This is a genomic window from Streptomyces sp. NC-S4, from assembly GCF_054353315.1.
Window position 1 is genome coordinate 5,660,803 of record NZ_CM135937.1, and the last position, 13,001, is coordinate 5,673,803.

At 72.8% G+C, this 13,001-nt stretch carries 14 protein-coding genes; 8 read left to right on the top strand and 6 right to left on the bottom strand.

Annotated features, from left to right (window positions below):
- Nucleotides 1–10 precede the first annotated feature (10 nt).
- Complete coding sequence (locus ACXNSR_RS25645; RefSeq protein ID WP_458637793.1) at nt 11–1,480, top strand: catalase; 1,470 nt, start codon at nt 11–13, stop codon at nt 1,478–1,480.
- A gap of 69 nt (nt 1,481–1,549) precedes the next feature.
- Here ACXNSR_RS25645 and ACXNSR_RS25650 read toward each other — a convergent pair whose 3' ends face one another.
- Together ACXNSR_RS25650 and hisN are read right to left on the bottom strand one after the other, a co-directional pair.
- Nucleotides 1,550–1,942: a CBS domain-containing protein gene (locus ACXNSR_RS25650; RefSeq protein WP_458637794.1), complete on the bottom strand. Its 393-nt coding sequence runs from the start codon at nt 1,940–1,942 to the stop codon at nt 1,550–1,552.
- Nucleotides 1,943–2,113: 171 nt separating this feature from the next.
- Entirely contained in the window at nt 2,114–2,917 is an 804-nt protein-coding gene (hisN, locus tag ACXNSR_RS25655) for a histidinol-phosphatase (protein ID WP_458637795.1), read from the bottom strand.
- A 125-nt stretch (nt 2,918–3,042) separates the two neighbouring features.
- Between hisN and ACXNSR_RS25660 the strand changes: the two genes are divergently transcribed.
- Nucleotides 3,043–3,585, top strand: coding sequence for a TetR/AcrR family transcriptional regulator (locus ACXNSR_RS25660; protein WP_458637796.1), 543 nt, complete (start codon nt 3,043–3,045; stop codon nt 3,583–3,585).
- Here the strand turns inward: ACXNSR_RS25660 and ACXNSR_RS25665 are convergent.
- The 4 genes from ACXNSR_RS25665 to ACXNSR_RS25680 form a co-directional block, all read right to left on the bottom strand.
- Nucleotides 3,551–3,874, bottom strand: a complete 324-nt coding sequence (locus tag ACXNSR_RS25665; RefSeq protein WP_030011402.1) for a DMT family transporter — start codon at nt 3,872–3,874, stop codon at nt 3,551–3,553. The genes ACXNSR_RS25660 and ACXNSR_RS25665 overlap by 35 nt on opposite strands.
- Nucleotides 3,875–3,977: 103 nt before the next feature.
- Nucleotides 3,978–4,988: a ribosome small subunit-dependent GTPase A gene (gene rsgA / locus ACXNSR_RS25670; RefSeq protein ID WP_458637797.1), complete on the bottom strand. Its 1,011-nt coding sequence runs from the start codon at nt 4,986–4,988 to the stop codon at nt 3,978–3,980.
- 8 nt (nt 4,989–4,996) lie between these two features.
- Nucleotides 4,997–6,379 (bottom strand): 3-phosphoshikimate 1-carboxyvinyltransferase, encoded by a 1,383-nt coding sequence (gene aroA, locus ACXNSR_RS25675; protein WP_458637798.1) that lies wholly within the window; start codon nt 6,377–6,379, stop codon nt 4,997–4,999.
- 64 nt (nt 6,380–6,443) lie between these two features.
- A complete protein-coding gene (locus tag ACXNSR_RS25680; RefSeq protein ID WP_458637799.1) occupies nt 6,444–7,157 on the bottom strand; it encodes a M50 family metallopeptidase in 714 nt (237 codons plus the stop codon).
- A 53-nt stretch (nt 7,158–7,210) separates the two neighbouring features.
- Between ACXNSR_RS25680 and ACXNSR_RS25685 the strand changes: the two genes are divergently transcribed.
- The 6 genes from ACXNSR_RS25685 (at nt 7,211) to ACXNSR_RS25710 (ending at nt 12,899) form a co-directional block, all read left to right on the top strand.
- A complete protein-coding gene (locus ACXNSR_RS25685) occupies nt 7,211–8,029 on the top strand; it encodes an SOS response-associated peptidase (RefSeq protein ID WP_458637800.1) in 819 nt (272 codons plus the stop codon).
- A 19-nt stretch (nt 8,030–8,048) separates the two neighbouring features.
- Nucleotides 8,049–8,699, top strand: a complete 651-nt coding sequence (locus ACXNSR_RS25690) for an alpha/beta hydrolase family protein (RefSeq protein ID WP_458637801.1) — start codon at nt 8,049–8,051, stop codon at nt 8,697–8,699.
- A gap of 288 nt (nt 8,700–8,987) precedes the next feature.
- Nucleotides 8,988–9,632, top strand: a complete 645-nt coding sequence (locus ACXNSR_RS25695) for a sigma-70 family RNA polymerase sigma factor (RefSeq protein ID WP_030012983.1) — start codon at nt 8,988–8,990, stop codon at nt 9,630–9,632.
- Entirely contained in the window at nt 9,629–9,934 is a 306-nt protein-coding gene (gene rsrA, locus ACXNSR_RS25700) for a mycothiol system anti-sigma-R factor (protein WP_030012982.1), read from the top strand. The genes ACXNSR_RS25695 and rsrA overlap by 4 nt, the downstream gene beginning before the upstream one ends.
- 212 nt (nt 9,935–10,146) lie before the next feature.
- Nucleotides 10,147–11,643 carry an HD-GYP domain-containing protein gene (locus ACXNSR_RS25705; RefSeq protein ID WP_458637802.1) on the top strand — a complete coding sequence of 499 codons (1,497 nt, stop codon included), beginning with the start codon at nt 10,147–10,149 and terminating at the stop codon, nt 11,641–11,643.
- Nucleotides 11,640–12,899, top strand: coding sequence for an HD-GYP domain-containing protein (locus tag ACXNSR_RS25710; protein ID WP_458637803.1), 1,260 nt, complete (start codon nt 11,640–11,642; stop codon nt 12,897–12,899). The genes ACXNSR_RS25705 and ACXNSR_RS25710 overlap by 4 nt, the downstream gene beginning before the upstream one ends.
- Nucleotides 12,900–13,001: the final 102 nt, after the last annotated feature.

Sequence of the window (13,001 nt, forward strand, 5' to 3'; positions counted from 1 at the left end):
ACACTCGGGCATGACGCAGGAGGCGCACGTGACGCAGGGACCGCTCACCACGGAGGCCGGAGCGCCGGTCGCCGACAACCAGAACAGCGAGACCGCCGGCGTCGGTGGCCCGGTTCTGGTCCAGGACCAGCTGCTGCTCGAGAAGCTCGCGCACTTCAACCGCGAGCGCATCCCGGAGCGCGTGGTGCACGCCCGCGGCGCGGGTGCGTACGGCACCTTCACGCTGACCCGTGACGTCTCGCAGTGGACCCGGGCCAAGTTCCTGTCCGAGGTCGGCAAGGAGACCGAGACCTTCCTGCGCTTCTCCACCGTCGCCGGCAACCTCGGCAGCGCCGACGCCGTGCGCGACCCCCGCGGCTGGGCGCTGAAGTTCTACACCGAAGAGGGCAACTACGACCTCGTCGGCAACAACACGCCGGTGTTCTTCATCAAGGACGCCATCAAGTTCCCCGACTTCATCCACACCCAGAAGCGCGACCCGTACACGGGCTCGCAGGAGGCGGACAACGTCTGGGACTTCTGGGGTCTGTCCCCCGAGTCCACCCACCAGGTGACCTGGCTGTTCGGTGACCGCGGCATTCCGGCGTCCTACCGCCACATGAACGGCTACGGCTCGCACACGTTCCAGTGGAACAACGAGGCCGGCGAGGTCTTCTGGGTCAAGTACCACTTCAAGACCGACCAGGGCATCAAGAACCTCACCCAGGCCGAGGCCAACGTCCTCGCCGGTGAGGACCCCGACTCGCACCAGCGCGACCTGCGCGAGTCCATCGAGCGCGGCGACTTCCCGACCTGGACCGTGCAGGTCCAGATCATGCCCGCGGCCGAGGCGGCCCAGTACCGCTTCAACCCGTTCGACCTCACCAAGGTGTGGCCGCACGAGGACTACCCGCCGATCGAGATCGGCAAGCTGGAGCTCAACCGCAACCCGGAGAACGTCTTCGCCGAGGTCGAGCAGTCCATCTTCAGCCCGGCGCACTTCGTCCCCGGCATCGGCCCGTCCCCGGACAAGATGCTCCAGGGCCGCCTCTTCGGCTACGGCGACGCCCACCGCTACCGCGTCGGCATCAACGCCGACCACCTGCCGGTGAACCGCCCGCACGCCACCGAGGCGCGCACCAACTCCCGCGACGGCTACCTGTACGACGGCCGCCACAAGGGCGCGAAGAACTACGAGCCGAACAGCTTCGGCGGCCCGCACCAGACGGACCGCCCGCTGTGGCAGCCCATCGACGTGACCGGTGGCACGGGCAACCACGCCGCCGCCGTCCACAGCGAGGACAACGACTTCGTCCAGGCGGGCAACCTCTACCGCCTGTACTCGGAGGACGAGAAGTCCCGTCTGATCGAGAACCTGTCCGGCTTCATCGCCAAGGTCTCCCGCGACGACATCGTCGAGCGCGCGATCAACAACTTCCGCCAGGCGGACGGTGACTTCGGCAAGCGGCTCGAAGCCGCGGTCCAGGCCCTCCGCGGCTGACACGGAGCGCTTGCCGTAGCAGGACGCCGGGCCGCAGCCCTCCTCGGAGGGCTGCGGCCCGGCGTCGTCTCACGCGGCGACCGTGCGCCGCGCGGGAACCCAGCAGCGGATGACGTCGCGTACGGACACGATGCCGACGGGTCCGCCGTGCTCCAGCACGATCAGGTGCCGGAAGCCGCCGTGGGCCATGGCCTCGGCGGCTTCCAGCACGGTGGCCTCGGGGGTGCAGAACACGACGTTGTTGGTGGTGTGCGCGCCCACGGACTCCCGGTCCGGGTCGTGGCCCGCGCCGATCGAGTTGAGGATGTCGCGCTCGGTCAGGATGCCGATTCCGCTGTGGTCGGGGTCGAGGACGACGGCCGCGCCGACGCGCCGGCCGGACATCAGGCAGGCCGCCTGCCGGAGGGTGTGTGCGGGTCCGAGGGTGAGGATCACGGTGCTCATGGCGTCACGGACGAGCATGAAGAGAGCCACCTCCTGGGGTGAGTCCCCCCGCCCGGGTGGGTGCGTCCGAGGAGCCGCCTCAAGAGAAGCGGTTCACAAGCGCACAAGTGGGGGGAGTATCAGATTCCCATGGACCCGCGGGCCCGACAAGAAGGCGCGGGACGGAGCGTGAACAGCGCACGGCCGGGCTCAGGCGCGCGGGCGCAGCAGGCCCAGCATCTCCTCGTGGAGCAGTCCGTTCGAGGCCGCGGCGTTCCCGCCGTGCACCCCGTCCACGCCGTCCAGGCTGGTGAAGCGGCCGCCCGCCTCCTGGACCACGACCGCGATGGCCGCCATGTCCCAGAGGTTGAGTTCGGGCTCGGCGCACAGGTCCAGCGAGCCCTCGGCGACCATCATGTACGGCCAGAAGTCGCCGTAGCCGCGGGTGCGCCAGCACGCCCGGGTCAGGTCCAGGAACCCGGCCAGCCGGCCCTGCTCCTCCCAGCCGCTCAGCGAGGAGTAGGCGAACGAGGCGTCGCCCAGCCCGCCGACCTTGGACACGCCGATGGCGCCGGTCTCGCCGAGGGCGCCGCCCGCGTACGCGCCCCCGCCCCGGGTCGCCCACCAGCGGCGGCCCAGCGCCGGCGCCGACACCACACCGACCACCGGGCGGAACTCGCCGTCGGAGTCCTCGGCCATCAGGGAGATCAGGGTCGCCCAGACGGGGACCCCGCGCACGTAGTTCTTGGTGCCGTCGATCGGGTCCACGACCCAGCGGCGCGGGCCGCTGCCCTCGAGTCCGTACTCCTCGCCCAGGACGGCGTCGTCCGGCCGTGCGGCCGCGATGCCGGCCCGGATGGTCTCCTCGGCCGCCTTGTCCGCCTCGCTCACCGGGGTCATGTCCGGCTTCGTCTCGACCTGGAGGTCGAGGGCGCGGAAGCGCTCCATCGTGACGGCGTCCGCCGCGTCGGCGAGTTCGAGGGCAAGGCGCAGGTCATCGTCATACTCGGGCATGCCCGAACAGTATCGAGACTCCCGGAGCCCGACCAACGCTGTCCACAGTGCGGCCCCGGCGCGCCCTTGACAGGATCTGGCGGCCCGTCAACTCTGGCCGGGGAGAGCCGAACGGGGAGGCGCGGATGCCGGCAGCCCGGGAGTCCTTGCTGGAGGCGGCGGGAGCGGCGCTCTCGGCGCGTCCCTGGCCGGACGTGCGCATGGTCGACGTGGCCGCCGCGGCCGGGGTGTCCCGGCAGACCCTCTACAACGAGTTCGGCGGCAAGGCGGGCCTGGGCCGCGCCCTGGTCCGCCGCGAGGCCGACCGCTACCTCGACGGGGTGGACCGGGCCCTGTCCGCCCCGGACCGGGCCGCCGAGCGGCTCGCCGCCGTCGCGGAGTGGACCGTACGGGCGGCCCGCGCCCAGCCCCTCCTGCGGGCCCTGCTCACCGGCTCCTGGGACGCGGGCCTGCCCGCGGCGGGCGGCCGGGCACCCGACCCCGGCGAGCTGGCCCGGGCCGTTCGGGACCGGGCGGCCGCCGCGCTGACGCCGGGGGAGGGCCCGCAGCGCTGCGAGCTCGCCGTGCGCCTCGCCCTCTCCTACGTGATCGCCCCGGGGGAGGAGCCGGGCGCGGGCGAGCTGCGCAGGCTGCTCAGTGCGCAGACCCGGACAGCTGGAGCCCGATGACGCCCAGGATGACCAGCGAGATCGAGACGAGTTTGAGGGTGGAGACCAGGTCGCCGAGGAAGACCATGCCGTAGATCGCGGTCCCGGCGGCGCCGATGCCCGTCCACACCGCGTACGCCGGCCCCACGTCCAGCTTCTTGAGCGCCAGGGTCAGCAGGCCGAAGCTGCCGAGCGCGAAGCAGGCGAAGGCGACGGTCGGCCACAGCCGGGTGAATCCGTGGGAGAGCTTGAGGCAGACCGCGAAACCGGTCTCCAGGAGTCCCGCGACCACGACCAGCAGCCACGCCATGTCGAATGCCTCCCCGCGTCACGTGACAGCACGTCACTTGGTGCGATTATGCATTTATCCAGACAGGGCCCCCGACAAACGCGGCCGAACCTCCGCCGGACGGTCAGTCGCCCTCGCGCCGCTCGCGCGTCTCCAGCAGCCGGCGCAGCGAATACAGCCGGGCCGGGTCCGCGTGGCCGCCCTCCACCCACTTGTCGAGCGCGCAGTCCTGCTCGTCGTGGCTGCACGCGCGCGGGCACTCCTCGGTGCCCGGCACCAGGTCCGGGAAGGCCAGGATCACCCGGGACGGGTCCACGTGGTGCAGGCCGAAGGAACGCACGCCCGGGGTGTCGATGACCCAGCCGTCGCCGCTCGGCAGCGGCAGCGCGAGCGCCGAGGTGGTGGTGTGCCGGCCGCGCCCGGTCACCGCGTTGACGTGGCCGGTGGCGCGCTGGCGGCCCTCGGCGACCAGCGAGTTCACCAGGGTGGTCTTGCCGACGCCCGAGTGTCCGACGAAGGCCGTGATGCGGCCGTGGAGCCGCTCGCGCACCCGGTCGGCCGCGTCGCCCGTGGCCAGCTCCTCGCGGTTGGTCACCACGTAGTTCAGGCCGAAGGTGGAGTAGATCTCCAGGATCTTGTCCGGAGAGGTCAGGTCGGACTTGGTGAGCACCAGCAGCGGCTCCAGCCCGGCGTCGTACGCCGCCACCAGGCAGCGGTCGATCATCCGGGGCCGCGGCTCCGGGTCGGCCAGGGCCGTGACGATGGCCAGCTGGTCGGCGTTGGCGACGACCACCCGCTCGTAGGGGTCGTCGTCGTCGGCGGTGCGCCGCAGGACGGACTTGCGCTCCTCGATCCGCACGATGCGGGCCAGGGTGTCCTTCTTGCCGGAGAGGTCGCCGACGATCCAGACCCGGTCGCCCACCACCGCCGCCTTGCGGCCCAGCTCGCGGGCCTTCATCGCGGTGATCGAGCGGCCGTCCACCAGGCAGGTCAGCCGGCCGCGGTCCACGGTCAGGACGAAGCCCTCGGCCGCGTCCTCGTGCTTGGGCCGGATGCTGGTCCGCGGCCGGTTGCCCTTGGGGTTGGGCCGCTGGCGGATGTCGTCCTCGTCGGTGTGCTTGCCGTACCTGCGCATGACGGGCCCTACGCTCCCGCACCCGCTCCGGGCGCCCCGGAGCCACCGGCGTCCCCGGCGAGCATGTCGGTCCACATCTTCGGGAAGTCCGGCAGGGTCTTCGCGGTCGTCGCCACGTTCTCGATCTGCACGCCCTCGACCGCCAGACCGATCACCGCGCCCGCGGTGGCCATCCGGTGGTCGTCGTACGTGTGGAAGGTGCCGCCGTGCATCCGGCGCGGCCGGATGCGCAGGCCGTCGGCGGTCTCGGTGACATCGCCACCGAGCCCGTTGATCTCCGCGGTCAGCGCGGCCAGCCGGTCCGTCTCGTGCAGCCGCAGGTGCGCGACGCCGCGCAGCACCGAATCGGAGTCGGCCAGGGCGGCCACGGCCGCGATGCCCGGGGTGAGCTCGCCGACCTCGCTCAGGTCCACGTCGATGCCGTGGATCTTGCCGGTGCCGGTGAAGACCAGGCCCGCGTCGGTCAGCTCGCAGGAGCCGCCCATCTCGGTGAAGATCCGGCGCAGCGCGTCGCCCGGCTGGGTGGTGCGGCGCGGCCAGTCGGGAATGGTCACCGTGCCGCCGGTGATCAGGGCCGCGGCCAGGAAGGGCTGCGCGTTGGACAGGTCCGGCTCCACGACCATGTCGCGGCCCAGCAGCGCGCCGGGCGCGACCCGCCACACGTCCTTCTCGCCGCCGGCCTCGGGGGTGTCGACCTGGGCGCCCGCCGCGCGCAGCATCTCCACGGTCATCCGGATGTGCGGCATCGACGGCAGGTTCCCGCCCACGTGCCGGACCTCGACGCCCTGGTTGAAGCGCGGGGCGGAGAGCAGCAGCGCGGAGACGAACTGCGAGGAGTTGCTGGCGTCGATCTCGACCGCGCCGCCCTCCAGGGCCCCGCCGCCCATGACGGTCATGGGCAGCGCGCCTCGGCCGTCGTCGTCGATGCGGGCGCCGAGGGTGCGCAGGGCGCTGATGACCTGGCCCAGCGGGCGCTCGTAGGAGCGCGGGTCGCCGTCGAAGCGGATGTCGCCGTCGGCGAGGGTGGCGACGGGCGGCAGGAAGCGCATGACCGTGCCCGCGTTGCCGACGTCCACGGTCGTCGGGCCGTGCAGGGCCGCCGGGATGATCCGCCAGGCCTCGCCGCCCACCGTGCCGTCGGTGGCACCGGCGGAGCTGGACGAGACGGTCTCCTCGATCCCGACGCCCAGCGCACGCAGCGCGTCGGACATCAGCTGGGAGTCGCGCGAGCGCAGCGGGCGGCGCACCCAGCCGGGCTCGGCGGCGAGCGCGGCGAGCACGAGGGCCCGGTTGGTGACCGATTTGGAGCCCGGCACCGTGACGGTGGCGTGGACGGTCCCGTCGGCGAGCGGAGCGGGCCAGAGGGCAGGGAGCGCGGGGGTCTCGGTCATGGCCACCACTTTAGTGGCTTCCCCCGACCCCAGATCTTGATCCCGCTCCCGTCTCGGGGAGCGGTCACAGGGCGAGCAGCCAGCGGGCGCCGCCGATCAGCGAGCACAGCGCGACGACGTGGAAGAAGAGCAACCACACCACCGGGTGCAGGTGCGTGAGCCGGCCCAGCTGGTCGGCGTCCGAATCGGGTGCCCCGCCGCCCCGGCGCTTGGCCCCCAGCTCGAAGACCGGGCGGACCCCGCCGAACAGCAGGAACCACACCACCAGGTAGGCGAATCCGGCCTGCACCCCGGCCGGGGCGAGCCAGGACACCAGCAGGAAGGTTCCGCCGGTCAGTACCACCGTCAGCGCCCCGTACGCGTTCCGGATCATCACCAGCATCGCCACCAGCAGGGCGGTGGCCACCCACAGCAGCAGCGTGATCCGGTGCGCGGACAGCAGCGCCGCCCCGCCCAGCCCGAGCAGCGAGGGCGCCGTGTATCCGCCCGCGGCGGTCAGGATCATCCCCAGCCCGGTCGGCTTGCCCCGGCTGACGGTGACCCCGCTGGTGTCCGAGTGCAGCCGTATCCCGCTCAGGCGCCGCCCCGTCAGCAGTGCCAGCAGCCCGTGCCCGCCCTCGTGCGCGATGGTGATGGTGTTCCGCGAGAGCCGCCACAGCGGGCGGGGCGCCACCGCGGTCACCGCGACGAGCCCCGTCGCGATCACCAGCCACAGGTCGGGCGCGGCCTGTATGCCCGTGAGCCGGTCCCACAGACCGGCGGTCGTGCTGCTGTCCATAAGGTGGCGGACTCCTTGCGGTGAGGTGCGGGTGGCATGGCAGTGTGACAGCCATGTGCGGACGGTATGCGGCGAGTCGTAGGCCCGAGGACCTCGTGGAGGCATTCGGCATCGAGAAATGGGAGCCGGAGGAGACCCTGGCCCCCGATTTCAACGTGGCGCCGACGAAGGAGGTCCACGTGGTCCTCGACCGTCCCCTCAAAGACGCCTCGCACCCACGTCCGGTTCGCCAGCTGCGCGTCCTGAAATGGGGGCTGGTCCCCTCCTGGGCCCAGAACCCCGACGGCGCCGCCCGGATGATCAACGCCCGGTCGGAGACCCTCCACGAGAAGCCCTCCTTCCGCCGGCCCTTCGCGCAGCGCCGCTGCATCGTCCCCGCCGACGGCTACTACGAGTGGGTCACCGCCCACGACGAACGGCAGCTGGAGGTGGAGGGCAGGAAGAAGCGGGCCCGCAAGCAGCCCTACTTCGTGCTCCCCTCCGACGGCTCCGTCTTCGCCATGGCCGGGATATACGAGTTCTGGCGCGACCGGACCCTGCCCGACGAGCACCCGCTCTCCTGGTGGGTCACCTGCTCGGTGATCACCACGGAGGCCGAGACCGGCCCCCTGGGCGTGGCTCCCGCCGAGGGGCCGCGCTCGCTCGCCGACATCCACCCGCGGATGCCGCTGATGCTCACCCCGGACCGCTGGGACGCCTGGCTTGACCCGGCGAACACCGACACCGAGGGCTCGCTGCGCGAGCTGCTGGCCCCGCCGCCCGGCGGGCTGATGCGGGCCTACCCGGTGTCGACCGCCGTGAGCAACGTGCGCAACAACGGCCCGGAGCTGCTGACGGAGCTGGCCGCGCCGGAGGAGGGCACCCTCTTCTGACCCGGGCAGGATGGGACGCATGACCACGCGTACCGAGAGTGTCGACACCACGGCGGGCGAGGCCCGCATCACCTGGCACGGGGCGCCGCGGCCGAGGCTGGTGCTCGCCGTGAGCCACGGCGCCGGCGGCGGCATCGAGGCCCGGGACCTCCGGGCGCTGGCCGCCGCCCTGCCCGCCCGCGGGATCACGGTGGCGCTCGTCGAACAGCCCTGGCGGGTCGCCGGGAAGAAGGTCGCCGCCGCGCCCAAGGTGCTGGACGAGGGATGGCGCGGGCTGTGGCCGGCGCTCACGGAGCCCGGGCTGCCGGTGGTCGCGGGCGGGCGCAGCGCCGGGGCCCGCGTGGCCTGCCGGACCGCCGCCGGGCTCGGGGCCGCCGGGGTGCTGGCGCTGGCCTTCCCGCTCCACCCGCCGGGCCGGCCGGAGAAGTCCCGCGCCGGGGAGCTCACCGGGGCCGGCCGGCCCGCCCTCGTGGTCCAGGGCGCCCGGGACCCCTTCGGACGGCCCGCGGAATTCCCCCCGCCGGGCGGGCAGGACCCGTACGAGCTCGTGGAGGTGGCGTACGCCGACCACGGCTTCGCGGTGCCCAAGAAGGCCGCCACCACCCAGGAGGAGGCGCTCCGGACGATCACCGAAGCGGTCGGGGAGTGGCTGGAGCGGCTCCCCCTCTGAGGACCGGCCGCCGCGTCCCGGAGAAAGCCGGAAACCCGCCGTGCGCCCGGGAATGCGCCGCCCGCCCCTTCTGTTGTCCCGGATGTCGGAACGTAGGGGAACTCGTCGGAGGAGAGGGAGCGCATGACCCAGGTCATCAGCCAGAACCGTCGGCAGGCCGCTGACCTGGACTGGACCGTGCTGCCCGCGCCGAAGCGCGGCTCGCTTCGGGCGGCGGAGGGCCGGGAAGGTCGACTATTCTCCGATTCGAGCGGATCCGCTTTCGGAACCGCCACGCTGTCGGAGGAGGTGGGTCCTGTCGCTGGGACCGACGAAGGCCACGCGGAGGAGACGACCCTGGAGCGCAACGCGCGCTTCGAACGGGACGCCCTCGGCTACCTCGACCAGATGTACTCGGCCGCGCTGCGCATGACGCGCAATCCGGCCGACGCCGAGGACCTGGTCCAGGAGACGTACGCGAAGGCGTACGCGTCCTTCCACCAGTTCCGCGAGGGCACCAACCTGAAGGCGTGGCTCTACCGCATCCTGACGAACACCTTCATCAACTCCTACCGCAAGAAGCAGCGCGAGCCCCAGCGCAGCGCCGCGGAGGAGATCGAGGACTGGCAGCTGGCGCGCGCCGAGTCGCACATGTCGACCGGACTGCGTTCCGCCGAGTCGCAGGCGCTCGACCATCTGCCGGATTCGGACGTGAAGGAAGCCCTGCAGGCCATTCCGGAGGAGTTCCGCATCGCGGTCTACCTTGCCGACGTAGAGGGCTTTGCGTACAAGGAGATCGCGGACATCATGGGTACACCCATCGGTACGGTCATGTCGCGACTGCACCGTGGCCGCCGTCAACTCCGCGGAATGCTGGAGGACTATGCCCGTGAGCGCGGGCTGGTTCCCGCGGGCGCGGGAGAGTCGAACGACCGGAAAGGCTCGGACTCATGAGTTGCGGAGAGCCGCACGAGACAGAGTGCTCCGAGGTCCTGGATCACCTGTACGAGTTCCTCGACCAGGAGATGCCGGACAGTGACTGCACGAAGTTCGAGACGCATTTCGGCGAGTGCAATCCCTGCCTGGAGAAGTACGGCCTCGAACAGGCCGTGAAGAAGCTGGTGAAGCGCTGCTGCGGGTCGGACGACGTGCCGACCGACCTGCGGTCGAAGGTGATGGGCCGGATCGAACTGATCAGGTCCGGTCAGGCGGTGCCCGACCACGATGTCACCGCCGACAATCCCGCTCCCGGCTGATCCGCACCGGTGACCGGCCGACCGGCCGGACGATCGAACACCCGCCCCCGGAAGAGCACTTCCTTCACCCGAATGTGCTAATCCGGGGGCGTCCGCATGGCCCAATGCGGAAATGTGGCCCACCTCGCTCCGGGCCCCGCCTATTCTCCCCATTCGGTGCCGACTCGATTCGGTACCCGGTGTGCACGGCACAGGGGGGGGAGGAGAGCGCCATGCGGGCACTTCCGCCGGGGGCGCGCGCATTCATCCTGTGCGCCGTTCTCGCGGCCGTCGCGTGCGTCGCCCCCGCCCTCACGGATTCCGGTACGCCCTGGGCGGCCGTGGCCCTGCTCGCCGTCCTCTACCTCGGCTGCGAACTCGTCAAGGTCTGCCCGCCGCCGCACAGCCGGGTCCCCGAGGGCATCGGCTCCTTCTTCCCCGTGGTGTTCGCCGCCGTCTTCCTGCTGCCGCCCGCCGCCGCCGCGCTCGTCGCGCTGCCCGGGGCGCTCGCGGGCACCGTCGTCCAGCGGCCCGCCCGGGTGCGCCGCGTGTGGCACGGCGCGCAGCAGGCGGGCGCGAGCTGGGCCGCGGGGCAGGTCTACGGGCTGCTGCGGGGCCCGGCCACCCTCGGTGGCGGGTCCTCCGCCGGCTCCGGACCCCCCGCAGGGCCGGCCGACTTCCCCTCCGCTCTGCTTCCCGCGACGGCCGCGGCGATCGTCTTCTGCCTCGTGCTCACCGCCCTCGACGGTGCCATCCTGGCCACCGCCGAACGCCGCCCGGCCGCCACCGCCTGGCGAGGGCTCGTGCCCTCCTCCCTCGCCCCGCACTGCGTCCACGGCCTCGCCGGCCTGATGACGGCCGTCATGTGGCGCAGCCCCTACGGGCCCCCGGCCGCACTGCTCGTCCTGCTGCCGATGTACCTCTCCTGCTGGGTCTTCGCCCAGTACCACCGTGAGCGCACCGCCCACCAGGCGACCATCCGCGCCCTCGTCCAGGCCGTCGACATCAAGGACCGCTACACGCGCGGCCACAGCGAACGGGTCGGCCAGGCCTCGACGATGATCGCCCAGGAGCTCGGCATGACGGAGGACCGGCTGGAGACGGTGCGCATCGCCGGGATCCTGCACGACGTGGGCAAACTCGGCGTCCCCACCCGGCTGCTGCGCAAGGACGGGCCGCTCACCCCGCAGGAGCGCCGGATCATCGAGCTGCACCCCGAGTACGGGCACGAGATGGTGCGCGGCATCGGCTTCCTCGGCGAGGCCCGGGCCGCGATCCTGCACCACCACGAGCGGGTCGACGGCTCCGGCTATCCGTACGGGCTGACCGGCGAGCAGATCCCGGTACTGGCCCGGGTGGTGGCGGTGGCCGACGCCTTCGACGCGATGACCTCGACCCGCTCGTACAGCCGGGCCCGGCCGGTGCCCGTCGCCCTGGCGGAGCTGGAACGCTGCGCGGGGGCGCAGTTCGACCCGTCGATGGTGCGGGCGCTGGCCGACGCGATCGGCCGGGCCGGCTGGCACCCGGTGGTGACCTCGGACGAGGACCTCCAGGTGATCCCGGCGAGTGCCGCCGCGGCCGGGGCGGGGCGGCACTCGGCCCTGGCCGGGATGCCGGACCAGGGCTCCCGTCCGGCCGCGGCGCCCCCGCCGCCGGACCGGGTCCCCGCGGCTCCCGGCCCGGCCGGCGGGCCCGGGCCGGACGGGGACGGCGCCGGGGCGGGCGGATGAGGGCCCCTGCGGCGTGGACCGTACGGGGGGCCGCCGGGGTGCTCACCGGCGCCGCGCTCGGCCACACCCTGTGGAACGGCGTCGCCGAGCCCGGCGCCGCCCTGGCCTTCGCCACCCTGATCACCGTCGGGGAGCTCGCCCGCCGGGACCGCCAGGACGTCCTCGGCCGCCGCCCCGCGCCGCTCGGCTCCGCCGGAGCCCTCGCCTACGCCCTGCTCGGCCACAACGCCGGGCAGCCCACCCACCACGGGGTGTGCCAGACCGTCGCGGTCGTCGTCGCGGCCGTGCTCGCCGGAATCGTCCCGCACATCGCGCGGGGCTGCGGGCCCGCCCTCGACCACCTCTCCCGCCGCGTGCTCACGGTCGCCTTCGCCGCCGCCTGTTTCCAGCCGCTCCACAACTCGGGCCGGCTGGAGCGGTGGGTGGGCCAGGGCCCGTACCTCGTCGGCTACCTCCTCCTCCTGCTCGGTCTCACCGCCCTGTGCGACGCCGTGCTCGCCGCCGCGCTCGCGGGGGCCAGGACCGGACGGACGTACGGCCGGCTGCTCCACGACGAACTGCGCGCCCAGCTCGGCGTCGGCTCGGCGATCTGTGCCACCGGGGTCGTCATGGCGCTCGGCGCGGCCGTCGCGGGCCTGTGGGCCGTCACCGTCTTCAGCGTGCCCCTGCTGCTGGCCCAGCTGTCCTTCCACCGGATCGCCGCGATCCGCACCACCTACCGCCAGACCATCACCTCGCTCGCCCGCGCCACCGAGATCGCCGGCTGCACCCGGCCGGGCCACTCCCGCCGGGTGGCCGCCCTGAGCTGCGCCGTCGGCCGGGAGCTGGGCCTGTCGGAGCGGGAGCTCACGGTGCTGGAGTACGCGGCCCTGATGCACGACATCGGCCAGCTCTCCCTCGTCGACCCGGTCCCGGACGGGGCCACGGCCGGGCTGCCCGGCGCCGAGGCCCGCCGGATCGCCGAACTGGGCGGGGAGGTGGCCCGGCAGACCGGGGTGCCCGCCGAGGTCGCCGTGGTGGTGGAGCGGCAGGCGGATCCGTACCGGGAGCAGCCCACGGCGGCCCGGATCGTGCGTACGGTGAATGCGTACGACGATCTGGTCGGCGGGAGCCGTCACCCGGGCGGCTCACTGGCCGCCCTGGAGCGGCTCCGCCTGGGCACCGGGCATGACTACCAGCCGGAGGTCGTGGAGTGCCTGGCAAGGGTTCTGGCCAGGGGCGGACGTGGCAGAGTGGTCCCCGTCCCACCTGGGTAACCCATGGGTAATGAGCGGCCGTCCGAGTGGGCATGGTTGGATGCCAGTAAGAGGGACCGTAGGAGTGTCCGCAAGGCTGCACCGTTTTCCCCCAGCGACCGC

What these genes read in the sequence shown, in the direction of transcription:
- ACXNSR_RS25645 (WP_458637793.1), top strand. Translation starts at nt 11, where the DNA reads ATGACGCAGGAGGCGCACGTGACGCAGGGACCGCTCACCACGGAGGCC.
- ACXNSR_RS25650 (WP_458637794.1), bottom strand. Translation starts at nt 1,942, where the DNA reads ATGCTCGTCCGTGACGCCATGAGCACCGTGATCCTCACCCTCGGACCC.
- hisN (WP_458637795.1), bottom strand. Translation starts at nt 2,917, where the DNA reads ATGCCCGAGTATGACGATGACCTGCGCCTTGCCCTCGAACTCGCCGAC.
- ACXNSR_RS25660 (WP_458637796.1), top strand. Translation starts at nt 3,043, where the DNA reads ATGCCGGCAGCCCGGGAGTCCTTGCTGGAGGCGGCGGGAGCGGCGCTC.
- ACXNSR_RS25665 (WP_030011402.1), bottom strand. Translation starts at nt 3,874, where the DNA reads ATGGCGTGGCTGCTGGTCGTGGTCGCGGGACTCCTGGAGACCGGTTTC.
- rsgA (WP_458637797.1), bottom strand. Translation starts at nt 4,988, where the DNA reads ATGCGCAGGTACGGCAAGCACACCGACGAGGACGACATCCGCCAGCGG.
- aroA (WP_458637798.1), bottom strand. Translation starts at nt 6,379, where the DNA reads ATGACCGAGACCCCCGCGCTCCCTGCCCTCTGGCCCGCTCCGCTCGCC.
- ACXNSR_RS25680 (WP_458637799.1), bottom strand. Translation starts at nt 7,157, where the DNA reads ATGGACAGCAGCACGACCGCCGGTCTGTGGGACCGGCTCACGGGCATA.
- ACXNSR_RS25685 (WP_458637800.1), top strand. Translation starts at nt 7,211, where the DNA reads ATGTGCGGACGGTATGCGGCGAGTCGTAGGCCCGAGGACCTCGTGGAG.
- ACXNSR_RS25690 (WP_458637801.1), top strand. Translation starts at nt 8,049, where the DNA reads ATGACCACGCGTACCGAGAGTGTCGACACCACGGCGGGCGAGGCCCGC.
- rsrA (WP_030012982.1), top strand. Translation starts at nt 9,629, where the DNA reads ATGAGTTGCGGAGAGCCGCACGAGACAGAGTGCTCCGAGGTCCTGGAT.
- ACXNSR_RS25705 (WP_458637802.1), top strand. Translation starts at nt 10,147, where the DNA reads ATGCGGGCACTTCCGCCGGGGGCGCGCGCATTCATCCTGTGCGCCGTT.
- ACXNSR_RS25710 (WP_458637803.1), top strand. Translation starts at nt 11,640, where the DNA reads ATGAGGGCCCCTGCGGCGTGGACCGTACGGGGGGCCGCCGGGGTGCTC.